This window comes from Metamycoplasma sualvi, assembly GCF_045276925.1.
GTDB lineage: Bacteria > Bacillota_I > Bacilli_A > Mycoplasmatales > Metamycoplasmataceae > UBA710.
Genome location: NZ_CP174167.1, coordinates 705,674 through 730,837 on the forward strand (window position 1 = coordinate 705,674; position 25,164 = coordinate 730,837).

Consider the following 25,164-nt stretch of genomic DNA (forward strand, 5'->3'; position numbering starts at 1 on the left):
TATAAATTGAAGTGTCCTTTTTGTTGTTTATTTTTTTACAAGGACAACCAGAGAGAAATCTCTGGTTTTTTATTTATCGGTATTTAATTTGGTAACTTTATACTCAGAAGCTTTTTTATTTGCTATCAAATTATGTTTAATTAAAAAAATATTATTTTAGGTCTTTATAAATAAATTATCTTTTATGATTTGTGTTTCTTCTAAAATCATCTTTATGAAAAGATTCAAGAACACTTAGTCTTTGGTCAACTTTATGTAGTCTTTGGTCAACTTTTTGATTAAATTCCTTTTGTTTTTGATTAAATTCCTTTTGTTCTTTCACAAATTCATTCATATCTTTCATAAATTCTGTCACATCTGACATAAACTCTAATACTTTATTTTCAAAAGATGATTTTTTCACTTTATCTTTATCTCCAGTAATTTTAATTTTATAAGATTTCTTTGTTTCTTCAATTAATTCAATTTTAGGATCATTAGATAAATTTAATAATTCATTCATTCTTTTCTTACTAATAATTGACATGATTTAAATTCTATCAAAGTTGAAATAAAAATTTAATCCTAATTTTCTTTAATTTTTTTCTCTTATTATTTAATCTATTAAGATAAATATTTACATCATAATAATAGATATTATAAGAATAATTTTTTATTGTATGATAACAATATGTTTTAGTTTTAAAAAACATCTTTCTTATTGTCTCCATATAATAATTAGTTGCTTTTGAGATGAATTCATATCTTTTCATCATTTTGGGAATAAAGTTTTCTTTTGAAGAATCTAATAATTCATTCATTAATGTAAAGATTAAATTAATTTTTTCTAATTCTTTTTCTGATATAAATTGAAGTGTCCTTTTTGTTCTTTATTTATTTATTTTACAAGGATAGCCAGAGAGAAATCTCTGGTTTTTTATTTATCGTTATTTAATTTGGTAACTTTATAATTGATTCTAATTTTGCGATTTGTATTATAAATTCATTATTTTAAATATATAATATAAACTTGTGTTATTTTTAGAATATTAATATGATTTATAATATACATTCATAATATATTCACAAAACTAAATTTAAAAAACAAATAAGGAGTACAAATATGGCAAGTTTTACAGCCAAAATTATTGATCCAATTGGATTACATGCAAGACCTGCATCAGAATTAACAAAAATAGCTTCATCTTTTTCTTCAAATATCAAAATTATTGCAAAAGGTAAAGAAGGAAATGCTAAATCAATTATGAACATTATGGCTTTAGGTATTAAAAAAGATGATGAAATTACCATTGAAGCAGATGGAGCAGATGCTGACCAAGCAATTGATAAATTAAAATCAGAATTATCAAAATTAAAATTAATTGAATAATAGAACTATTATTCACAAAATATTAAAGGAATTACATTGAGATTTTAAGAAATTAAATGTAATTTTTTTTATTATAATTTTTGTTATATTTAATACAAAAAAGAAAATTATAAAAAAGAAATTATTGGAGAAAAATTTATGAATTTAAAAGGAATTGGAGCTTCAAGAGGTATTGCGATTGCAAAAGTTTTTGAACTTAAACATTATGATATTAAAATTGAAAAAAAATCTGTATCAGATTTAAATAAAGAATTAACTAAATTAGATCAAGCAATTAACAAAGCAGTAGAACAAATAGAAAAAATTAAAAGTATTGCTGCTAAAAATTTAGATGCTGAACATGCAGCTGTTTTTGATGCTCATATTCAAGTTGCTACTGATCCAATGATTAAAGATGAAATAGTTAGCCTTATTAATAATGATAAAGTTTGTGCAGAATATGCTGTGGAAGAAATTTCTAAAAAATATATTGAAATGTTTTCATCAATGGAAGATGAATATATGAAAGAAAGAGCAGCAGACATTAAAGATGTTTGTCAAAAAATAATATTCAATTTATTAGGTATTGAAAAAGAAGATTTAACTTCAATTAATGAAGAAGTAATTATAGTTGGTGTAGATTTAACACCTTCAGAAACTTCTCAATTAAATAAAAAATTTGTTAAAGGTTTTGCAACAGATATAGGTGGTCGTACATCACACTCTGCAATTATGGCAAGATCTTTAGAAATTCCAGCAGTTTTAGGTATTGGTAATATTACTGAAAGTGTTAAATCCGGAGATATTCTTGCTATAAATGGTCAAACTGGAGAAGTTTATATTAATCCTTCTAAAGAAGTGATTAGCAAATTAGAAAAAGCTGCAAAAGCTGAAGAAGAATTAAAAAAATTATTAGAAACATTTAAAAACAAACCTTCTGTATCAAAAGATGGTCACAAAATCGAAATTGCAGGAAATATTGGTTCGCCTCAAGATGTTCCTGGTGTTGTAAATGCTAATGGAGATGCTGTAGGATTATTTAGATCAGAATTCTTATATATGGATTCTAATGATTGACCTAGTGAAGAAGAACAATATCAAGCATATAAGGTTGTTCTAGAAAATATGAAAGGTAAAAAAGTTATTATTAGAACCTTAGATATAGGTGGAGATAAAACTTTAAAATACTTTACTTTCCCTACTGAAATGAATCCATTTTTAGGTTATAGAGCCATTAGATTCTGTTTAGATCGTAAAGATGTTTTTAAAACACAATTAAGAGCTTTAATAAGAGCAAGTGAATTTGGTAAATTAGGAATAATGTTCCCAATGATAGCTACAATTGATGAATTTAAGAATGCTCGTGCTTTTTATGATGAAGTATATAAAGAAGTTAAAAAAGAATATCCTAATATATCATCAAAAATAGAAGTAGGTATGATGGTAGAAATACCTGCAGCTGCTGTAAATTGCGAAAATTTCTGTAAATATGCAGATTTTGTGTCAATTGGAACTAATGATTTAATTCAATACACAATGGCAGCAGATAGAATGAGTGAAAAAGTATCATATTTATACCAACCACTAAATCCTTCTATTTTGAGATTAGTTAAAATGACTATAGATGGTGCTCACAAAAATGGTAAATGAGCTGGAATGTGTGGAGAAATGGCTGGAGATTTACAGGCAATTCCTATTTTATTAGGTTTAGGTTTAGATGAATTTTCAATGTCAGCTTCTTCTATCTTAGCAGCACGTGAATTGGTATCAAGAATTAATTTTAAAGATGCTCAAAAACTAGCAAATCTTTGTTTAGAAGCAGACAATGAACAAGAAGTAATTGAAATTTTAAATAAAAATTCTAATTGATAATTTCTAAATTAGTTAATTAACATTTTGAATATTACCTGAACTTATATAAGTATTAAATATCATTTTCTAGTTATTGCATCAAGACATGAATAGTAAATGCAACTTGACATTCATCATTAGTTGATGTTTGTAATTTTATTTTAATCCTCCAGGATTTTTTGCAACTTGTTTCTATAAGTTTCTAATTAACCATAGGGAGTAACCATTTACCCACGAGCAACACTACTTAGAGGTTGTAATTATTCTGTATTATGAAACATTTCTTTTGTTGCAATGTTGATATTTGGAAATTGAGTTCAATTACCTACAGCAATAACTATTCACAAAAAAGAAGCAATAGCTAAAGTAGTTGCTATAGATGACATAATCATAGATATTTTAATTTTCTTCCTGGTTCACCTTATTTCATTTGTCTGCAAATGCAGAAAGAAATAATACACAGTTCATTTAATTGATATTATTTTCCTATTTTGAAGTTGCAAATATCTCCATCTTGCATTTCATATGTTTTACCTTCTAATCTTAATTTACCCATATCTCTTGCTTCTTTTTCACCACCACATTGGATAAAGTCTTGATAAGAAATTACTTCAGCTTTTATAAAATATTTTTCAAAATCATTATGAATAATAGCAGCACATTGGGGAGCTAACATTTTCTTTTTAAATACTCAGGCTCTTGTTTCTTTTACTCCTACTGTAAAGTAAGTTGCTAGGCCTAATTCATTAAATGCTTCTCTTATTAAAGTATCTAACCCTGATTTTTCCATTTGGTATTCTTTTAAGAAAATCTCTTTGTCTTCATTATTTAATAATGCTATTTCAGTTTCTACATCTACTGATAATGAAATAATTTTCATATTTTTGTTTTCTAAAAATTTTTTTAAATTTAAATAATGATTAGATTGATTAGGATTAGAAACATAATCATTTTCAATATTAGCAACAACTATCATTGGTTTCATAGTTAGTAATTGATAAGATTTAATGATTTTCTTTTCTTCATCTGTTAAGTCAATTTCAAATGCTAATCTATTATTTAAAAATTCTTGTTTAATTTTTTTAATAACACTAACTTCTTTTAATAACTCTTTATCTTGTGTGTTTTGAGCTCTTTTTTCAATTCTAGATAAAACATTATCAAGTGTTTGCATGTCTGCTAAAATGAGTTCTAAATTAATAGTTTCAAAATCATTTATAGGATCTACTTTATTATTTACATGCAAAATATTTTTGTTATCAAAACATCTTATTACATGAACAATTAAATCTACTTCTCTAATATTAGCTAAAAATTTATTTCCTAGTCCTTCACCTTTAGAAGCTCCTTGAACTAATCCTGCAATATCTACAAATTCAAATGTTGCTTTAATAGTTTTTTGAGTTTTTACCATATTAGATAAAATATCTAATCTTTCATCATTTAATTCCACAATGCTAATATTAGGATCAATTGTGGTAAAAGGATAATTAGCACTTTCTGCTTTCATTTTTGTTAAACCTGAAAATAATGTTGATTTTCCTACATTAGGCAATCCTACAATACCTGCTTTTAAACCCATAATTTAAATATTTTAATATACAATATTAAATTTAATTATGATTAGTAGAAAAATTCGTCCTGAAAGAAGATTTAAATATAGTAATTACTTAAATAAAAAATTTTATGATTTAAAAAATTTCACTAAAGAAATTAGAAAAGAATATGGATTATTTATTGTATTTGCTTTTTTGTCTTGTGTTTTACCAATAATTTATTGTTTATTAGCTTCTTTAATTAAACCTAATGGTTCACAAGCTGTAATGGGAACGGGGCATGTTATGCCTTTTTTGCTAGCTTTTGTGCAAATTAGTTTTTCTATATCTATGATTATTTTGACAAAAGTAAAACATAAAAGAGAATTTAGTCAACAAAAAATTATTGTTTCTTCTATTTGATTATCGATATTCTTAGGATTTGCTTTTATTATTACATATGTTCTTTCTTCTTTTACATATATGTATTTTTCTAATAATCGACCTAATACACAAGAAATGTTGAAATATGGTCTAGATTTTATCTGATGAACTATCCCTTATATTTTTTTATTTCCATTATTTACAACTTCTATGTTTATTATTAAAAAAGATAATACTTTAATTGCGCTATGATCTGTTGTTTTCTTGTTTGGTCTATCAATCTTATTATCTTATATATTTGCCATCCTTTTGAATTTAAAAATAATAGGTCTTGCTATTGGTTTATCAATTTCTATGATAATTCTTATAATATCTAATTTTGCATATATTAAAAGACATTTACAAATTCAATTTAAAATTCGTTTTAAAGAAGTTTTATCTATTGATTCTTGAATTATTAAAAATGTTTTTCAAGAATCAATGGCTTGAGTTTCTCTTTCACTTTTTAAAGGTATAGCAATTATTTGTTTATCTTTTACAATACCTAATGTAATTAATGATTTTGTTCCTTTGCCTTATCAAATGTCTAGAGTTATTTGGTTTAATATGATGTATTTTATACCATGTATTGGAGTTGGTATCAGTGAACAAATTAGGTATCATTATCAAACTTATCATGCAAAAGAATCCAATGAAGTGTGTCAGTTACAACATACTAAAAATAAAGATTGAAAAGTATTAATATGAACATTGGTTATTACTACAATTATTGCTATTAGTTCTATTTTTATTATTCAACCCTTAAATTATTTATACAGCGTTAATGATCAAAATAATTTTAATGGGACTATGCCTGTCATAGAAGGTTGAGGTGTTCCTACTTTGCCACCAACTCAAATTATTAATTTTAATGAATTAAAAAATCTAAATTTAACTCCATTGCCTGAATTTGGTAGCAATAATGCTATTAACTTAATTAAATTTACTAATTGAGTAAAGGAGCAAATTCAAAATAATCCTACATTTAAAGATGATTTAAATTCTTTAATTAAATGATATGAATGACTTAATCAAACAAATAGCGAAGGTATTTCTATATTAAGTTTCTTACAAGATAAATATCAAATAAATTTCTGACAAGAAATTTCTAATTTGATTCAAGATCCTAATAGTGTCTCTACTAATTTTACTTTGGCATTAAAAAATAGTTTAAATTATATTGTGCACTTATGATTATACTCATCTACTTCAGATATTGTGACAGATGCTTTTTTATTACTAAGACCAATGATAAATTATCATAATCTTTTAGATGGAAATGAAAATCTTGTTAGTGTTTTAATCAATAATCCAATTAAAGATGTATTAATTTCTTTATTTTTAAAAGTAAATTCTTTTAATGCAAAAGCAATGATCTACGTTTCTGTATATGGAATATTTAATGCTATTTGATCAATATTAATTCAAATTAATCAAAGAAATAATAAAAAAGGTATTCCTTTATGATTATTAATATTAGTTTATGCAGTATGTGTTGGATTCTTAGTCACTTTTGGTACTTTATTTGCAGTTACTTTAACAGATGTTTTACAAAATAATAATCCATTCATGTATTTAGATGCTTGAACTTTCCCATTAATAGTAATATCATTCTTGGTTATTATTTACTTAATAATAAAAACAATCAAATCATATAAAAATGTTACTTAAAGAATTTTTGATATTCGTCAAATAAGTCATCAAAATCTGAATTGTCTCCTGATTCTTTATATTTTTTATAAGCTCTAATAAAATGTTCGCTTACTTCAAAATAACGATTATCTTCTCGAATAACTTCTATTGTAATGCTTCTTAAAATGCCTCAACCCTTGCCTGTAATAATATCTAAATATTCTTCAAAAGGGTCAAAATCTAAAGTTAAAAGCTTTGCATGTAATTCGGCATATGCTTCTTCTTCGTTTAAACCGTGTAAATCTAAAATCATATTAATCTTTATATTTTATTAAAATATAATGTTAAATCATGTAGTTATGAAAAAAAATATTAATCCTAATCCTACTTTTTGAAAAATATTAATGTTATTTATTAAAGTTTCTCTTTTAGCTTTTGGAGGAGGAAATGCTTTATTTCCAATGATTAAAAATTATTGTGTAGATAAATATCATTGAATTAGTAATGAAGATGTTGATGACATCTTAGTAATAACCAATGCTATTCCTGGAGCTAGCGCTATTGAAGGTATGACTTATATTGCCTTTTTATTATTAAAATCTAAATGAAAAGCGTGCTTAGTAATGTTGTTATCTATGATTCCTCATACAATATTATTTTTTGTTCTTTTTTATTTAGGAACTACTTTTATTCCTATCCAATATTTAAAAGTTATTTATGCTGCTGTTATTCCAGTTATTATTATTTTGCTTATTGATATGTCAATAAGATATATCAAAAGAAAAAATAATGAATTGAATTTTTTTATTCATTGATTTATCTTCACAATTACTCTTCTATTTACTGTGTTTGTCCCTGTTCCTTGATCAATGCCTATTTTTATCATTGTATTTTTTGTTATCTGCCTTGTAATAGTACAAACAATTAAAAACAAAAGGGATAAAAGGAAATAGAAATGCTTGGAACATTATTAGGTGCAGTTGTTGTTATTTTAGGTTGTTTAATTATTTCTATAGTTGTTTTTGGTGGAGCTCAAATTTTTATTCCTTATTTTAAAATTTTGCTAGTTAATTTATTAGGAGTTTCACCTGATGTGTGAAATTTGGTTTTATCTATTACCAATGCAACTCCTGGTGTTTTTGGATTAAAACTAGCATTTATTTCCGGTTTTTTAGCAGCAAATGGCAATTGATGAGGATGGCTATTAATGATAGTAACTTATATTGCTTTTATTATGGTACCAATTGGTTTAATACTATTAATTTTTAATAAATATAAAAAAATTAAAGAAACTAAATTTATGATTGCTTTTTCTAAAATGATGAAACCTCTTATTGGAGGAATTCTTTGTTCTATTATTATCAATTTATTTATTAGCATTTTATTACCATTTGTTGGATTTAATGATTTAAGTGATAATATCAATAATTTAGACAAATATCTATACATCAAAACTGACCAATTTTTTACAGGTTGAAGATTTTGAATGATATTTGCTTGAACTTTAATTTCTATTCCTGTGGAATATTGAATAATGAAAAAATATAAAATTAACACTATATTTATAATTATCATCAATATTATTTTGTGTTTAATTATTTTTGAACCATGATTATAAAATACTTATAATTTAATTTAATATGAAAAATCTTACTTTAGCATCTATAGAATCATTTACAGGGGGATTATTTGCAGCTACTATTGTTGAAAAACCTGGTGCTAGCAAATACTTTAAAGGTACGATTGTTACTTATCATAATGACATAAAAGCTAAATTAGGCGTAGATGTTTCTAATGGTGTTATTAATTCCAAAGTGGCTCTTGAAATGGCTCAAAAAGGTAAAGAATTCTTTAATGTAGATTATTGTATTGCTTTTACTGGTAATGCTGGACCAACTGCAATGGAAGATAAACCTGTTGGTCTATTTTATATTGCAATTAACGATCAAGTTTATGAATTTTTTTATCCCAATTTATCCAGAAATGAGATAAGAAAAAAAGCTGTAGAAATTGCTATAAAAAAGTTAAATTTATGTAAAATATTTGTGTAAATCACAAATATATGAAGACAAATGTGAAAAAGTTTTTCAAAATATTAATGCCAGTTGTCGGTGTTGGTGTAGTTTCTTGTGGTATTGTTTTTGTAAGTGGATGTCTTGTGCAAACTCCATTAGTTTCTTTAGGTGGATCAACAGCTGTTTTGCCATTAATTAATGCTTTAAGCCCTTATATTGATTTTATTGATGTAGTAACTTCTGCAGGAGGATCTGGAGTAGGTATTAGTTCAATAATTGATGGGACTAAAGAAATAGGAATAGCTTCTACTCATCCTGACATATTATCTTTAGGTTTAGATAATGCTAAATATAAAATTTGAGATGAGAAAAGAGTTAAAACCGTGACTATTGCATGAGATGGTATAGCTCTTGTTTATAAACCATCACCAGCTTCTGCAAATGCAAATGTAATTATCAATGAAGAAAATTTAGCTAAAATTTATCATGCTTTTTCAGGAGATAAACAATTTAAATTGGGTGACTTACTAAATAACAATGATGAAACAATTATTGTTCCTTATGCTAGAAATGGTGGGAGTAGTGTTTCAGGAACTACAGATGCCTTTTTTAAGGATTCACATTTAAATTACAAAGATAGCGCATATTGAAAATCATTAAAACAAAATGAAGTAGATAATATTACTAATGCAATTACAAATGGAGGTTATGGATCTAATATAATACAAACAGCTGAATCTAATTCACAAGCTTGAAGTGTTGCTAAAAATGGCCCTGAAGGTTCTTTTGTATATTTATCAGTTGGATTTGTTATTAACAATATTGAAGAAATCCAAAAATATGGTTTCAAAGTTGCTTTATATGGCGAACAAGGAATTTCACCTTTAGAGCCTGGAGTAATTGCTAATACATATAACTGATATCGTCCTCTTAATTTAATGTATTCTATGACCCATGTTAAAAATATTCCAGAGATACCTAGAATGATTGCTTGAATTTTATTTAATGAACAAGCAAAACAAATCATTAACAATGAAGGTTATGTACCTTTAAGCGAAACTAGCTTAAAAAGCATGGGTTGAAATGGAAATTTAAATGATATGAGTTTTTTAATTAATGATAGCGATAGTCCAGAAGGTACTTATGATGTTAAATTAGGATATTCAGGAGCAAAATAAATGATTAATAAAAATCCCTTTAAAAATATTTATATTAATAATATTGCAAAGTGAATTTCTTTTGGATTTGCTTTATCTATTATTTCTCTATTTATAACTTTAGTTATTTTTATTTTTTCATATGCAATTAAAGGATTTCAAGCTTTTGGATTTGCAAATATTTTATTTCAAGGTGATTTTGCAGCAACTAATAATAAATATTCTTTTTGAGTTCCTTTTAGTATAACTATATTAACTTCATTAATTGCAATTATTATAGCTATACCTTTAGGGATAAAATCAGCATTATTTATTAAATATCGTTTATATAAAAAATATCGAAAATTATTAATAGTAACATTTCAAGTATTAAGTGGTATTCCATCAGTTATATTTGGGCTGTTTGCTTTTGAATCTTTAGGAAAAGTGTGATTATCTTTATTCAATATTAATCCTAATTCAATATTTAATGGTTCAATAATGCTTTGCTTTATGATAGTTCCTACAATTGTAACAACAACATTAGATTCTTTAAATAATGTAGATACTAATTTAATGCAAAATCCTTTAGCTCTAGGAAATACTAAATCTCGAGCAATATATAAAATAATATTAAAAGCTGCCCGTCCTGGTATTATAGTTGGAGTTATTTTGGCTTTTTCTCGTGCTATCGGGGAGTCAATGGCTATCTCTATGATTTTACAAGCTCAACCTACAAAAGAAATATATAATAATGGATTATTTGGTTTTTTAAATTCTTCATCTCAAACTTTGGGTGCTTATATTTCTTCTACAATGTTTGCAGATAAAGATCCTGAAACAATTAGACCTTTATTGTATTCATTTGGATTTATTATGTTAATTATTTCTATGATATTAAATATGTTTATTTTATCTTTTTCAAGAAAAAAACATAGTAAGAAAAATAGTAAATTTGTTGTTTTTGAACAAAAACTTTATGACATTCTAGTTTGAGCTCCGCGAAAATTAAATGTTTTATGAGAGAAAATAATTTTTCAAAGTAAATATCGTGTATCTGTTACAAATTTAAATAATGTACATTCATATATTAGTGATAGAAATATTAATTATCATTTTAAACATTCATATACTATTTGAAAAATATTTTGAGAAATTTTATCTATTTTACTTTGCTTATCCTTTGTGACATGAATTATTGGAGATATTTTAGTACAAGGAATTATGGGAATTGAATATGATCCTAATCTATTTTTTTTATATGCTAAAGACTCTACCTTTCAATCATTAGTAAATACTTTCTTAATAATTTTCATATGCATTATTATCGGTTTTCCTTTTGCATTAATTATTGCTATTTATCTAAATGAATATTCTAAAAATCAAAAAATTAAAAAAATTATTATATTTTTCTTAGATTCTTTAGGAACAACTCCATCTATTATTTTTGGGATGTTTGGTCTATTAATGTTTATTCAAACATTTGGGTGAACATCAAATGGAAAATTAGGTAATTCACTAATTGCTGGTAGTTTAACTTTAATTATTGTAATTTTGCCTTCTTTTATTAGATTATTAGAGCAATCATTAAAAAATGTACCATATGAAATTAGAACTAATTCTTTTGCTTTGGGTAATAGTAAATTTCAAACAATTAGAAAACTGGTTTTACCAATGGCTTTAATTCCAATAGTAACTTCAATCATTTCTACAATAGGAAGAATATTATCTGAAACTGCTCCTTTATATTTAACTGCAGGGCTTTCTTCATCAAAATATTCACTATTAAATAGACCTGGTACTACTTTAACTACTCAAATATATGCTCAAATTTTCTCATCTTCATCTAATGCAATTGATGTTCAATATCAAGCAGCATTTATGACAATGATTTTTATATTATTTTTAATTTTAATTGGATATGTGATTATTCCTAAATGATCTAATATTAAACATTGATTTATTTTCTATATAAGCAAATTAAAAAAGAAAACTAATTAATCTTTATTTTTTTTATTCTAATTTGTTCCAAATACTTTTTTTGTTTTTGTGCTAACAGATTCATATTTAAATATAATTTCTTATCACCATTAAGCCACACAATGTTCCCTTCTAGATCAAAATAAATAGATTGATCATCAAAAAGTGCATGAGTATTCTTATCAATTCTTAAACAATTATAAGGATCTATAGCTTTTAAAATATTATCTTTTGATTTTGTCTCAACTAAAGATGCAAAGGAAATAATATGAGCATTATCAATTATAGTTTTAGGAAATTCTTTTAATGTGGACATAGGGGATAAATATCTATTATTAATACAATGTGATACATTTCATTTATAAAAAGATCTCAATTTAAGTTTAAATTCTTTCCATTCTATTTCCTTGGATAATGTTTTATTTAAATATCCATCAATAAATAATTCAAAATTATCATTTTTTTCTTTAAATAATTTATCTTTAAAACAATCCTCATTCAGTTTTAAATTTGATAAAGAATAATTTAAATCATTTTTTTCAAAATTAATATGAATATTTTCAATATTTTCTCTATTACAATCATTATATTTTCAAAATTCGTCTTTAAAAAACTTATTTTTATGATGTATTGAATATTTATTTAAAAAATCTTCTAAATCTACAACCTTAATATTTATATTATTATAATTTTTGGTTTTGTCATGTTTTTTGGCAACAAAAAATTTTAAAGGATTTAAAAAATTATATTTAAAGTAATTTGGTTCAGTACAAATTAAAGGAGTATTTTCAGGTTTAGATTTTGCCCCTGTAGGATTGGAACCACTTAAACATGCAAACATATTTCTAATAGTAGTATTCATTTTGCAAAATTGATTATTAATTTCCATCAGAGACTGTTCATTTAAATCTAAGTAAGATATTTCTAAAATATTTTCTGGTTCTTTATTAGATAAAGTATCCAAATATCTCTTTCTAAAATCTTTAAATATATCTTTAGAATAATATTTAGTTTTTAACATATTATAATCAGTCAAACGAAAATTAGCACTTTCTATTTCTAAATATTCATCTACATAAACATTTTTGAATAAATCAAAAATATAATAAGCATTTCCTTTTATTTTTAAACCTTTATTCAATTCTTTAATAAAGCTTTTTGTGGCAAATGGAATTTTTAATTTTAGGTAATTACTTTGATTATTCATAATACACATTTTATAAAATTAAACTATCAAATATTTTTTCTAACACATTTATTACAATAGAATTTCCGGCTAAATAAATTATTTTTTGTTCAGATAAATTAGTCTTTTTAATCTTTTGATAATCTACTGACTTAAATCCCATATACTTTAAAGATTCTTCTGCTGATAATCTTCTAATCTTATTATTATCCAAAATCTTTATTCTACTATGAGCTCCTGAAGCTGTTAAAGTAGGTCCTGTATAATTAGGATCATAAATAAAAGATTCTGAAGAAAAAGATGAATAATCAAGTAACTTAGATTTACATAAATTAGATTTTGTTTTTACAAAAGGTAATCTTTGATATTTATCAAGTTCTGGCATTCATAAGGATTGGTCTTTTACATTTTTTATCAAAATATTTTTTATTGCTTTTTTATTCTTTAAATGTATGTTTTCTAAATCTGGAAATTGAAAATTTACTTTCTTTTTTCAAGATTTTAAAACAGATAATCCATATGCCCTTTTTCTATTTTGAGAAGAACCGAAATCAGATGCATTTAAATAATATATTTTAGATTCATAACCTAATTCATCTAATTTTTTTATTCACTTATTTAAGTTTGGCAAGTTTTTTTTATTACCTATTTCTGCTACATTTTCTAACAATAAGTATTTAGGTTTTTCATTATTTTTTCAATTTATATGCATTTCAGTGATAATTCTTTCTACTTCTCATAATAAACCACTTCTAGTTCCTGAATTTTTATTCATTCCTTTTTGTTTCCCTTGATTGGATAAATCTTGACAAGGAAATGAATAAGTAAAAATATCAATGTTTTTTGCAATATCCAAATATGATGTTTGAGTAATATCAAAAGTATTATTGTATTTATACATTGATATAGCCAAATAATTAAATCATTGATCGATCACTTTATTTTTATTGCTGATACTTATAGGTTTTTTAGAATCTAAACTTAAATTTTTATTTTTCAGTTTGTTTTTAATTTCTTCTCTTTTATTTGAATTTACATACTTATTCACATTAGTATCACTATGAATTTCTATGTAAGCACTAATAGCTGGAATAAATCATTCTATCATTCCCACAACTTCTATATCTCAATGTTTCTTTTTGCCAATATTATTTAATGCACGATATTGAGAACCAATCCCTGCAAAAGCTTCAAATAATTTAACTTTTTTATTCATTATCTCATTTTAACAAAATCAAAAATCAAAAAATAATAAAATTAAATTATGTTTAAGATTTTATACAAAAAACCTAATATTAGTTCTTTCAAAGCGATAAAAGAATTTCAAAAAGAAAATAATATTAAAAAAATAGGTCATACTGGTACTCTTGATCCTTTAGCCCAAGGTCTTTTGCTAGTCGCTACAGATGATGATACAAAATTAATACCTTATATTAAAAATAAAGACAAAGAATATAAAGTAGAAATGAAATTAGGTTTTATTTCTAAAACTTATGATGCAGAGGGTCCTATTGAATTTTTTTCTCATTATCAACCATCAAATGAAGAAGTATTAAATATTCTCAATAGTTGTATTGGTAATATTCAACAAATACCTCCTTGCTTTAGTGCTAAAAAAATAAATGGTGTTCGTTCTTATGATTTAGCAAGACAAAATAAATCAATAGATTTAAAACCTATTAATGTACAAATATATAGCATTGATGATATTGAATACAAATATCCAATAATTAAATTTACAACAAAAGTTTCTAATGGAACTTATATAAGAACATTGGTAAATGATATAGGACAAAAATTAAATACAGGAGCTTATATGACTTTTTTAGAAAGAACTAAGGTTCATAATTTAAGTATAAATGACTCCATAGATGTAGCAAAATTGACAGAATTACCTATTATTAAAATATCAGATTTAAATATAATTAAAAATCTTTTTTATGGTTTAAACCATGATTTTGATTTAAATAATAATAGTTATTTGTTAGAATATAAAAGCAAGATAATTGGGATAATTGATATTCAAAATAAGAATATTACATCTAGAAAATTATTTGGAAATACAATAAAAGAAATTTTGAAAGGAAATTAATTTTATGTATAAAATGGTCGTGTTTGATATTGATGGAACATTAGTTCCGCATTTAACTAATGAATTTTCTGAAGAAATAATTGATATGTTCAAACAATTAAAAGAAAATAATATGATTATTACATTGGCAACAGGAAGAGATTGAATTTCGATTAAAGATTTATATCAAAATCCTTACATTGATTATTTTATAGGTGCTAATGGATCTTTTATTTATGATTTAAAAAATCAAAAATATATTTTTAATTCTTCTATTCAATGAGAAGAGTTTGATTTATTTAATGAACAAGTTTTAATGCCAAATTTACATAATATTAAAAGTGTAATATTATCAGATGATAATCGGGTTTTTGTTTTAGAAAATAAAGTTAGAACTAAACCTTGATTTTGAGATGCATTTAAACATAAATTTCAGTCATATGAAAATGCTAAAAATGAATTAAATAAAAATAATTTTCATTTAATAACAATTGAATTTAAATATGGAACTGATGTTGTGGAAAAATGTGCTGATTTTTTTGATAAAAATAATACCAAAATTTATGTGCAAGCTTCTTGACCAAAAGGTTTGTTTGTGGCAAATAAAGGTGTTACTAAAGCTCATTCAATTGCTAAATTATGTGAACATATAAATATAGACTTAAAAAATGTTATTGCTTTTGGTGATGGAGAAAATGATTTTGAAATGATCAAAGAAGTAGGATTAGGAATTGCCATGGGAAATGCAATTGATGAATTAAAAAATGTTGCTGATGATGTAACTATTGATGTTTACAATTGTGGAACCAAATTTTATTGTAAAAAAATAGGTGTTATTTAATTAATAATTATGGATGTTTATAAATTTGATATTAAACATAAAATTAAAGATAATAAAGATTTAGAAGATGGAACAATTCTCATTTTAGGTAAATTTAATATTTTTCACAAAGGTCACTTAGAGTTAATAAATTATGCTCATTCTATTAAAAAAGAAAAACAAAAAATTGGAATTTTAATTATTAATGAAGAAAATAATAATTTTCAATCATTATCATCTAAATTACAAATTTGTTGCTCTTTAGATATTGATTTTGCTATAGTTGCTGAATTCAATTTTGAATTCAAATCAATAGAAGGTGATGATTTTATTAAATACTTAGATAAAAATTTTTTTGTAAAAGAATATATAACAGGCGAAGATTTTTACTTTGGTAAAGAAAGAAAATATCAAGCTAATGATATAGTAAATATTAGCAAAGCCAAATTGAAAATGCTTCCATTAAAAACAATTCAAAATATAAAAATATCTTCTTCTAATATTAAAGAAATGCATGAATTAGGTGAATATAATTTAATATCTGAACTAGTTATATCTCCTCTTTCTTTTGATGTTAATATCCAAGATACTCTATTATTTTGAAATAGTTCTATTAAAAAACCTCATTATGGAAATTATTATTTTAAATTATTAATAGATGATTATTGATATCATGGAATCATAAATTTTTCTATAACTCAAAATATTAATTATCAATTAATAGATAAAAATATTGATCATTTAACAATATTAGATCAAAATACGCAAATTCAAATTTTAAATGTTGAAAGAATTATTATTAATTCTCGTTTTGATAATATTACAGAAGATGATGTAGAGAGAACTAAACAATATTTTATTTCATATTCTAATAATTTGGGAAATAAATTATTAGAATAATAATTGATATAAATTATTGTCAATTATTTTCATAAATTAGAATTAATTTAGTAATATCTTTATTGACTAATTCTTTATTTTTATTATTTAAAATAAAAAGAGAATTATTGCAAAATTTAATTGAATAAATTTTTGAATTATATTCAAATAAAAAATATGAATCTTTTAATAATTTAGCTTTTTTTGATGTTAGAACAATTAATCCTTGAAATGTAATGTTATATTCCAAAGATATTTTTTCATTCATTTTTCAATAGTATTCTAATTTAGATTTGGATTCATTTAATAAATGTGGATCAAAATTTTTAATTCATCATTCTTGTGAATCATAAAAATTATCTTTTTTATGAACATAATATATTGAAAATATTATATTTTGTAAATATAATTGACTAATCACATATAAAATTCCAGATATTAAAGGAATGGCCATAAATTGTGAAGAAAAAGAATGCTTAAAGATTGAATTAGAAAATGAAGGTAAAACTATTATTATTATTACAAATTCAATTATTCAAAGAAAATTATAAAGAAATGCACAATTAAAATTATTTTTATAAAAATATAAATAACCTAGAATTAATGTAAGAATTATATCTAGTATTCCTAAAATGGATTTAACATATATTTCAATTACATCTTGATTTATGTTTAATTCAGGATTATTAATGTTCATATAAAGTACAACATTATATGATCCTATATAGGTCAATAGAAAAATAAAACAAATTATTGCACTAATTCAAAATAACTTTTGGAATGATTTTATATTTTGTCCTCAATAAGCACAAAAATATTCTCTTGTACTTGTTGTATAAATTACAGGATTTTTGTTATTTTTGAACATATTTTCTCAACTCACACTTCATAAAGGCTGCTGCTGGATTTGAAAATATTCTTGCTTGTGTTCCATCTCCAAATATGGCTGTTGCTTTTGCTGCGTATTGAATATTTGATTTAACTATAATTTTATTTTCACTTTCTAAATTTAAATCTATAGGATTGAAATCTACAAAATATCCTTCAGAAATAATTAAATCATAATAATTATCATATAAAATTTTATTTTTATTGTAATCAAATTTAATTTCATTTAATTTTTGAAATACTTAATCACTTAGAATTAATCTGCCCACTTCAATAGTCGGTGATAAATATTCTAACTTATGTTTTGACTATCAAATTTAATTTGAAAATCATTAATTTGAAATAAAATTTCATTATTTTGTCATATAGTTGGATTGTTGCTATCTAAAATTATATTCATTTTGTGAAAAAGAGCGAATATATTCATAAGTAAATTGAAAATTATTATCATATGTGTTTGAAAACTTAATGATGAACAAATTGGAGTAATGGATATTATGGGTACAAACCAATATTAAATAGATTTATTTTTGAAATTTAGATATATATTTTTTAATTTCTTCTACTTTGTTTATTTGTTCTCATGGTAAATTTAAGTCTTTACGACCAAAATGACCATAAAAAGATGTTTGATAATATATTGGTTTTTTTAGATCTAAATCTCTAATAATACTTGATGGACTTAAATCAAAAACATTATTAATAACTTCTATAATTTGTTCATCTGTGAATGAAGAAGATCCAAAAGTTTCAATATCTATTGAAATAGGTTTGGTTAAACCGATTGCATAAGATAATTGTATTTCCACTTCTTTAGCAATTCCTGCTGCAACTAAATTTTTAGCAATTCATCTTGCAGCATATGCAGCAGAACGATCTACTTTTGTATAATCTTTTCCACTAAAAGCCCCACCACCATGACGAGCTGCTCCACCATATGTATCAATAATAATTTTTCTTCCAGTTAAACCTGTATCTCCTATAGGTCCACCTATTAAAAATTTACCTGATGGATTAATATGAATAATATATTCATAATTAATATTAGGAAAGTATTTTTTAATAGTTGGTTGAATAACTTTTTCAATAATTTTTGATCTAAATTGATCTAAATTTATATTGTCACTATGTTGAATTGACATTACAACTGTATGTATTTTAATATTATTAACATCACGATAATCTATAGTTACTTGTGATTTCATATCAGATTTAATATCTTTATCACCTGATATTCTTAATTCTTCACAAGTTCTTACTAAATCATGAGCAATCATAATAGGTAAAGGCATAAATGAATCTGTTTCATTTGTTGCATATCCAAACATAATTCCTTGATCACCAGCTCCAATTTCTTGGGAATCTATTTTATCCACTGCTTGACTAATATCTGGAGATTGAGCATGAACATTAGATAAAATAGAAAAATCATTTTCAGTATATCCAAGATCTAAAAGCACTTCTCAAGCTAATTGAACTACATCAACATAAGTAGATGTGGTTAATTCACCACCTATAACTATTAAACGATTAGTTGCCATTACTTCAATTGCTACTCGAGCATCAGCATCTTGAACTAAAATAGCATCTAAAATTTTATCTGCTATTTGATCGCATATTTTATCTGGGTGACCTTTCCCTACTGATTCTGATGTAAATAATCCTTTTAATCTCATACACTACCTATAATATTTAATGTAAATATTATATTATGTATTTTTTAAATTTTTAAATCTAATCAGACTAATCTGTGATCTGAACTTACTTCTTTAGTTTTTACAATTTTATCCCCTTAGTATCTATAAATAAATAATGTCCAACTTCATTTTGTCCTACTGAATAAAAAACTATTGATTCAACATTCAATAAATTTTGATTAATTTTAGAATCATCAATTAATAATGTAATTCCATGACTATAAGCATTACCATTTGGTTCAATATTTGCATCTGTGTTAGTTATTTCATAACTATCAACACTTAAAGCTCCTAGGATAACAAAATTTTGATTATCACTTGAACTGCCAAAATTTCCCTGATCATTGTATTTTTTAACTGTAGAGTTCTTTATAACTTTCACACTATTTATATCCAATCACTGGTTGTTTTCATCTCTCGTGTCAACATATTTAAACTTTTGAAAAGTTCTCATATGTTCTAAATCCAATTGATAATGCAAGATGGAAATATTTGTAATTTTAAAATAGGTAAATAGGCTAAAATTATCCAGTAATGATAGATTTACATCTTGCAATTTGGTCTTTGTATGCGTGATAAAATTAAAATAAAATTGAGATTGAATTCTTGGATAGGAGCAAATGTATGAATAGATATATTGATAAAAAATCACGAAAATGATGAAGTAAGAAATCTAGATTTAATACAGGACCAATTGATCCAGAAGATCAAATTGAAAATGAAGCGGTGAAAATGGAAGATTTTAAAAATTCTGCACCTACACATAAAGAATCATCAGAATATAGAAAAGCTAAAACAATAAATACTATTGAAGAAAAAAATAAAGATATTGCATTTAATAATAATATTGAAAAATCAGCACAAAAAAATGTCAATATTAATATGAATAGATCTATTTTTTCAGAATCAAAACCTATTTTGGAAACCAAAAAAGAAGAAAATAATAGTGAAATCTCTAAATGAGATAAATTAAAATTATTAAAATTGCAAGAAAAATTAATTGATAGTAGTTACACAAGTGACAGTTTTTTTACATTTTTAGATAATAACTATAATATTATGGATTTCACTACCATATTTAATAATGTTTCTAATTTTCCTGAGATTATTAAATCTTTAATTACCAGTTCCACACCAATAGTTATTAAAAGTAATGATAAAGATGATTCTAATAATTGCATTAAAAAATTATTTGGTCTAATGAGAACATCTAAAGCAGATTTTGGATCATCTAATTTAAAAATAGGTTGACCTTATGTTACTGGATACATTCCTTTACGCAATAAAATTAAAACAGAAGAATCAACTGCAAAAATATCTACTGAAAACATTAATAATCCTTATTCAAATTCTCTAAATGGTAATCCTAAAAATACTGGAGAAAGAAAATCTAAAGAAGGACAATTCTTTTATGCCCCTTTAATTTTATGACCTACCATCATACAAACAAAAGATCATAAGAATTTCACAATGAATTTATCTAGACAATTAGGTCAATTAACTGTTGAAGTAAATTCACACTTATTATTATCTTTAACTTATTCAAATAACTTTTTTGAAAATCCAAAAAATATGGAAATAAAAACTGATTCTTTTGTTCATGTTTTATATAGTAATGATTTAAATGTATTTGTAAATAATATTGTGGAAAAATATTCATTTTATGGTTATAAATTTTCTGCTGATGAAAAAACTAAATTATTTAAAATATTACAATCATTCCACATTCAAAAATTTGTTTCAATTCCTCGTATTAATGAAATTGGACGTGCTATTGAACAAGTGTTTGGTGCATTAAATGAAAATGAATTAAGAGTATTGCCATTTGGAACAATTGGTACTTATCCAATTGCAAATGTTTCATTATTTATTGATTATGTAAAAATGATCAAAAGTGATGGAGTGGGATTTGTTAATAAAATTGATAACACATTTTATAGCCAATTACAATTAGCAGAAGAATACCATAAATATTTTAGTGAAGCTCAACTAAAAGAAATTGTTAAATTAGATTTTTCTCAAAAAAAAGCTTGTAATGTTGCATTAAATGATAATTTAGTTATATCAGGAGCTGCAGGTAATGGTAAATCTCAAACAATATCTTCTATAATAGCTAATGCTATTAATAATTTAAAATCAGTGTTATTCTCAACAGAAAAAAAAGAGGCGGCTAATGTTATCTTTAATAGATTAGGAAGATTACGTAATTATTCTTTAAAACTATTTGAGTCTGATAATTTTGCAAAAGATTTTACATCTCAATTAAAAAATGGGTTAGAAAGAATTTCTTTAGTATATGGAATTCAAGATAATATTAAATCCACAAATACCAGCATAGTATCTGAAAAATTAGATGTTATGTATAAAAGAGTAAATGATTTTAAATCTATTATGATGACTGAAGATGGTCAAAATTATCCTGAATATATTTTTAAGAAAAATAAATATAGACAAGAATTAAAAGATGTAATTCGTTTAGTTGGTCCTATTCTAAAAAATTCTGAATCTTCTAGTGATTTTTGATTGTTAATTAACAAAATTAATGATGATTACAATGAATTTAATCAACTTGCTAAAATGAAAGAAGCATTACAAATTCAAGATGATTTATTTACTCAAGCTTTTAACTTAATTAAATATTTTGATGGTAATAATTTGTTTTATGATAATTATTTAGTTCAATATGCCAAAAATAAAACAATAAATGAACAAATTGAAGAATTACCAGAAAAAGAATTAGCTGAATTTTTTGAAAATAAAGATGCAGTAAATCTAGAATTATATTCATCTGATTCCAAATCATTATATTGATCTTTATATAATCTATTTCAAAGATTAGATGATTATAGCATTGATATCATGAAAATGCATGATGTACATTGATATACAAAAACTTCTTCATTAGTTAAACAAAAATCAACAGAATTGATTATTGAATTTAGAGAAAAATATTCACCAGATGAATTTGATTATGAATTTTATAAAGATTATTATAAAATGGAAAAATTCGCCGCAGATTATGGGGATAATTTCCAAATTGATAATGAAAATTATTACAATACAATTGACAATTTAATAACTAATAAATTAGGTGAAGATATTAGAACTACAGAGTTTTTATTTGCTTTAAAAATTACTAAACTTTTAAAAGAAAATAAAGAGTTTGCTGAATCATTTAATAAATTATATGCTCTAGTAAAAAATTCAGATGTTTTAAATTCAGTAGATGATGTTTTAATTAACTACTCAAATATTATTTCATTGATATTCCCACTTATTTTAGGAAGTCCAAACATGATTTCTAAATACATTGTTTGTCAAAGTAATGTCTTTGATGTTTGCATCATTGATGAAGCCTCAATGATACCTTTAGAAAATGCTTTTCCATTGTTATATCGTTCAAGCCGTTGAATTGTATCTGGAGATTTAAAACAATTACCTCCTGTGACATATCAAAAAAATATTGAAGCATATAACAAATATAGATTGATGCAATTAACAAATTCAACTAAAAATATCCAATCAGAGCATTTAATGAAATATAAAGCCTTTGAAACACCTATTTCATTATTAGAATACATTGGAACTAAAATTCAAACTGTAGTTCTAGAATATCACTACCGTTCAGTAAAAAAAGAATTATTTGAATTTTCAAATGTTGTGTTTTATAAAAACATGATTCATGTAGCTGATGATCAAAATAAAACAGATGAAAACATTATAACAGGTATTAATTTAAAAACAACAAATGGTATTTGTACTAATGGAATTAATGAAAAAGAAGCACAAGAAGTTGTAAAAATAGTAGAACAAATAGTAGAACAACCTAATCATGGAACCATTGGTATTATTACAACAACCAATGAACAAAGAGATTATATAGAAGATTTATTATTAGCTCACCCATCTAAATTAGTAACCAATGAATTTTCTAGAATCAGTGAAGATGGAGAAGATAATTCAATGTTTGTTTTAACATGTGAAAAAGTTCAAGGATCTGAAAGAGATAATATCATTATTTCATTTGTTGCATCTAAAGATAAAGATAATGCTACAAACTTTTTATCAGTAAATAAAACATTAGGAGTTTTAGGAACTGAAGTAGGTCCTAACTTCTTAAACGTTTTAATTACTCGTTCAAGATTAGCTTTATTTATTGTTAATTCTTTTGAAAATGAAGAAATCATTGTAGATAATAATCCAAGTTTAGCAATTTTAAAAGATTATTTAGATTATGCAAAACTATTAACATCTAATGGACATAATTTAAATGATCCTAGAGTGCAAGCTATATTTAAGCCATACATTAAAAATAATGCTGTTTTAGATTTTTCTAATGATATGAAGGGGAGAGCTGTTAGCAGAATTGCTCCTGATTTAAAAGATGATTTATTACAAATTTTTGCATTTGAACCTCGTTTAGAAATTGTTGATGGGTGATATGAAGGCAGTGTAAAAATTGATCTTGTAATTAGAGATAGAAAAACAAAAAGAAATATTATGGGTATTCTTTGTGATGAATTTATCTATGATGTCATGATCAATGGAAAACAAAGGGATTACTATAATAGAAAATTTTTAGAATCTCGTAATTGAAAATTTTATTCTTTATCATCATTACAATGAGCAAAAATTTATAAGCGTAAATCTATAATTGATCAAATTATTAATATCTTGACTATGAATTTAACCAATTGAACTCAGGCTTTAAGAATTACTAAATTGGCTAAATATACCTATGATGAAAATGGCAATGTTGTAATTGTAGATGATTTAATCAAAAAAGCAAATAATCATCTTGATGTTATTGAAATTGATGAACCATTATATTATGAAGGTGATGAAGAATTTACAAATTCAAAATCAAAAACTTCATTATCAGATTCTAATTTAAATAAAATTAATCCAAAGAAAAATACAAAAAGTAATACCAAAAATATTAGAAAAAAAATTAATAAAGGGAAAGATTTAAAATCATCAAAGAAAAATAGCAAAACTAATGGTAAAGTTTCTTCTAAAAAATCTGCAAAATCTAAAAAATCAAATAGTTCTATCAAAAATCAAGTTTTAAGTTCTATTAGAAATAGAATAGGAAAATCAAATACAAAATTCAATAAACACAAAGGAAAATAAAAATGAATATACAAACGTTATTCGATCAACAACCTGTCATTGCTGGATTATTAGTTTTTGTTATTATTTTTGCTGTAATTATTATTCCATTTTTAATAATTTTAATTGTGAAAAAAATCAAAAATAAATCTTGAAATATATTTAATTTTTCTAGTTCTAAAACAAATTTTAAACAAGAATCATTAAATACTAATAATATTCCAAAAGAAGAAAAAAAAGAAATCACTAAATATTATGTTGTAGATTTTAATAATAAAGGAAATTTACAAATAAAAAATTTAACTGATAATTTTATAATTGAGAATCCATCAAAAAATGATTTTTTGAATATTTTAGATGAAAATAACAAAAATGAAAAACTAATTTTACCTATCGATAATATAGAAATTACAATTGATAAAAATGATAAAAATAAATATATTACTTCATCAAATGTAAAAGATAAAAATTTATTTATTTTTAATCTATTTTTAAAACATATGAGTTCTATTGAAGCTCCTTGAGCCACATCTAAATTTATTTAAAATACTCTTATATTTACAAATGGCTGTTTAAAAGTTATTAAATATA

At 23.9% G+C, this 25,164-nt stretch carries 23 protein-coding genes; 13 read left to right on the forward strand and 10 right to left on the reverse strand.

Going from position 1 to position 25,164, the window contains the following annotated elements:
- Positions 1-175: 175 nt before the first annotated feature.
- Positions 176-526 (reverse strand): hypothetical protein, encoded by a 351-nt coding sequence (locus tag ACJA29_RS03385; RefSeq protein ID WP_406602485.1) that lies wholly within the window; start codon positions 524-526, stop codon positions 176-178.
- Between the two features lie 10 nt (positions 527-536).
- Positions 537-800: a hypothetical protein gene (locus tag ACJA29_RS03390; protein WP_406602486.1), complete on the reverse strand. Its 264-nt coding sequence runs from the start codon at positions 798-800 to the stop codon at positions 537-539.
- Between the two features lie 302 nt (positions 801-1,102).
- On the opposite strand from ACJA29_RS03390, the gene ACJA29_RS03395 reads away from it, so the two are divergent.
- Positions 1,103-1,369 (forward strand): HPr family phosphocarrier protein, encoded by a 267-nt coding sequence (locus ACJA29_RS03395; RefSeq protein ID WP_406602487.1) that lies wholly within the window; start codon positions 1,103-1,105, stop codon positions 1,367-1,369.
- Positions 1,370-1,507: 138 nt separating this feature from the next.
- Positions 1,508-3,220, forward strand: coding sequence for a phosphoenolpyruvate--protein phosphotransferase (ptsP, locus tag ACJA29_RS03400; protein ID WP_406602488.1), 1,713 nt, complete (start codon positions 1,508-1,510; stop codon positions 3,218-3,220).
- Between the two features lie 239 nt (positions 3,221-3,459).
- On the opposite strand, the gene ACJA29_RS03405 is transcribed toward ptsP, so the two are convergent.
- Positions 3,460-3,585 carry a hypothetical protein gene (locus ACJA29_RS03405; protein WP_406602489.1) on the reverse strand — a complete coding sequence of 42 codons (126 nt, stop codon included), beginning with the start codon at positions 3,583-3,585 and terminating at the stop codon, positions 3,460-3,462.
- A 92-nt stretch (positions 3,586-3,677) separates the two neighbouring features.
- Complete coding sequence (ychF, locus tag ACJA29_RS03410; RefSeq protein WP_406602490.1) at positions 3,678-4,781, reverse strand: redox-regulated ATPase YchF; 1,104 nt, start codon at positions 4,779-4,781, stop codon at positions 3,678-3,680.
- Positions 4,782-4,818: 37 nt separating this feature from the next.
- Here ychF and ACJA29_RS03415 point away from each other — a divergent pair, with 37 nt between their 5' ends.
- The gene (locus ACJA29_RS03415; protein ID WP_406602491.1) at positions 4,819-6,828 is read left to right on the forward strand and encodes a hypothetical protein; all 2,010 of its coding nucleotides are present in this window, start codon (positions 4,819-4,821) and stop codon (positions 6,826-6,828) included.
- Here ACJA29_RS03415 and ACJA29_RS03420 read toward each other — a convergent pair.
- A complete protein-coding gene (locus tag ACJA29_RS03420) occupies positions 6,821-7,102 on the reverse strand; it encodes a Smr/MutS family protein (RefSeq protein WP_406602492.1) in 282 nt (93 codons plus the stop codon). The two genes, ACJA29_RS03415 and ACJA29_RS03420, sit on opposite strands and share 8 nt — an antisense overlap.
- 46 nt (positions 7,103-7,148) lie before the next feature.
- Between ACJA29_RS03420 and ACJA29_RS03425 the strand changes: the two genes are divergently transcribed.
- The 5 genes from ACJA29_RS03425 to pstA are packed head-to-tail and all read left to right on the forward strand — an operon-like array spanning position 7,149 to position 11,941.
- On the forward strand, positions 7,149-7,742 hold the full coding sequence (locus ACJA29_RS03425) for a chromate transporter (protein ID WP_406602493.1): 594 nt from the start codon (positions 7,149-7,151) through the stop codon (positions 7,740-7,742).
- Positions 7,743-7,744: 2 nt separating this feature from the next.
- Positions 7,745-8,407, forward strand: coding sequence for a chromate transporter (locus ACJA29_RS03430; RefSeq protein WP_406602494.1), 663 nt, complete (start codon positions 7,745-7,747; stop codon positions 8,405-8,407).
- Positions 8,408-8,429: 22 nt separating this feature from the next.
- Positions 8,430-8,840 (forward strand): CinA family protein, encoded by a 411-nt coding sequence (locus ACJA29_RS03435; RefSeq protein WP_406602495.1) that lies wholly within the window; start codon positions 8,430-8,432, stop codon positions 8,838-8,840.
- Positions 8,841-8,851: 11 nt separating this feature from the next.
- A complete protein-coding gene (locus tag ACJA29_RS03440) occupies positions 8,852-9,982 on the forward strand; it encodes a PstS family phosphate ABC transporter substrate-binding protein (RefSeq protein WP_406602496.1) in 1,131 nt (376 codons plus the stop codon).
- Entirely contained in the window at positions 9,983-11,941 is a 1,959-nt protein-coding gene (pstA, locus tag ACJA29_RS03445; RefSeq protein WP_406602497.1) for a phosphate ABC transporter permease PstA, read from the forward strand.
- Here pstA and ACJA29_RS03450 read toward each other — a convergent pair.
- On the reverse strand, positions 11,934-13,127 hold the full coding sequence (locus ACJA29_RS03450) for an MAG4270 family putative restriction endonuclease (protein WP_406602498.1): 1,194 nt from the start codon (positions 13,125-13,127) through the stop codon (positions 11,934-11,936). The genes pstA and ACJA29_RS03450 overlap by 8 nt on opposite strands.
- A gap of 10 nt (positions 13,128-13,137) precedes the next feature.
- A complete protein-coding gene (gene dcm / locus ACJA29_RS03455) occupies positions 13,138-14,322 on the reverse strand; it encodes a DNA (cytosine-5-)-methyltransferase (RefSeq protein WP_406602499.1) in 1,185 nt (394 codons plus the stop codon).
- Between the two features lie 48 nt (positions 14,323-14,370).
- Here dcm and truB point away from each other — a divergent pair, with 48 nt between their 5' ends.
- The 3 genes from truB to ACJA29_RS03470 are packed head-to-tail and all read left to right on the forward strand — an operon-like array spanning position 14,371 to position 16,897.
- Positions 14,371-15,198, forward strand: a complete 828-nt coding sequence (truB, locus tag ACJA29_RS03460; RefSeq protein ID WP_406602500.1) for a tRNA pseudouridine(55) synthase TruB — start codon at positions 14,371-14,373, stop codon at positions 15,196-15,198.
- 4 nt (positions 15,199-15,202) lie between these two features.
- Entirely contained in the window at positions 15,203-16,018 is an 816-nt protein-coding gene (locus ACJA29_RS03465) for a YcsE-related riboflavin metabolism phosphatase (RefSeq protein WP_406602501.1), read from the forward strand.
- Positions 16,019-16,027: 9 nt separating this feature from the next.
- Positions 16,028-16,897: a hypothetical protein gene (locus ACJA29_RS03470; protein WP_406602502.1), complete on the forward strand. Its 870-nt coding sequence runs from the start codon at positions 16,028-16,030 to the stop codon at positions 16,895-16,897.
- 13 nt (positions 16,898-16,910) lie between these two features.
- Here the strand turns inward: ACJA29_RS03470 and ACJA29_RS03475 are convergent, their stop codons facing one another.
- The 3 genes from ACJA29_RS03475 to ACJA29_RS03485 form a co-directional block, all read right to left on the reverse strand.
- Positions 16,911-17,810: a hypothetical protein gene (locus ACJA29_RS03475; RefSeq protein WP_406602503.1), complete on the reverse strand. Its 900-nt coding sequence runs from the start codon at positions 17,808-17,810 to the stop codon at positions 16,911-16,913.
- A gap of 478 nt (positions 17,811-18,288) precedes the next feature.
- Positions 18,289-19,434, reverse strand: a complete 1,146-nt coding sequence (gene metK / locus ACJA29_RS03480; protein WP_406602981.1) for a methionine adenosyltransferase — start codon at positions 19,432-19,434, stop codon at positions 18,289-18,291.
- Between the two features lie 106 nt (positions 19,435-19,540).
- Positions 19,541-19,915, reverse strand: a complete 375-nt coding sequence (locus tag ACJA29_RS03485) for a hypothetical protein (protein ID WP_406602504.1) — start codon at positions 19,913-19,915, stop codon at positions 19,541-19,543.
- Positions 19,916-20,085: 170 nt separating this feature from the next.
- On the opposite strand from ACJA29_RS03485, the gene ACJA29_RS03490 reads away from it, so the two are divergent.
- Positions 20,086-24,594, forward strand: coding sequence for an AAA domain-containing protein (locus tag ACJA29_RS03490; RefSeq protein ID WP_406602505.1), 4,509 nt, complete (start codon positions 20,086-20,088; stop codon positions 24,592-24,594).
- 2 nt (positions 24,595-24,596) lie between these two features.
- Positions 24,597-25,118, forward strand: coding sequence for a hypothetical protein (locus ACJA29_RS03495; RefSeq protein WP_406602506.1), 522 nt, complete (start codon positions 24,597-24,599; stop codon positions 25,116-25,118).
- The last annotated feature ends 46 nt before the right edge of the window (positions 25,119-25,164 follow it).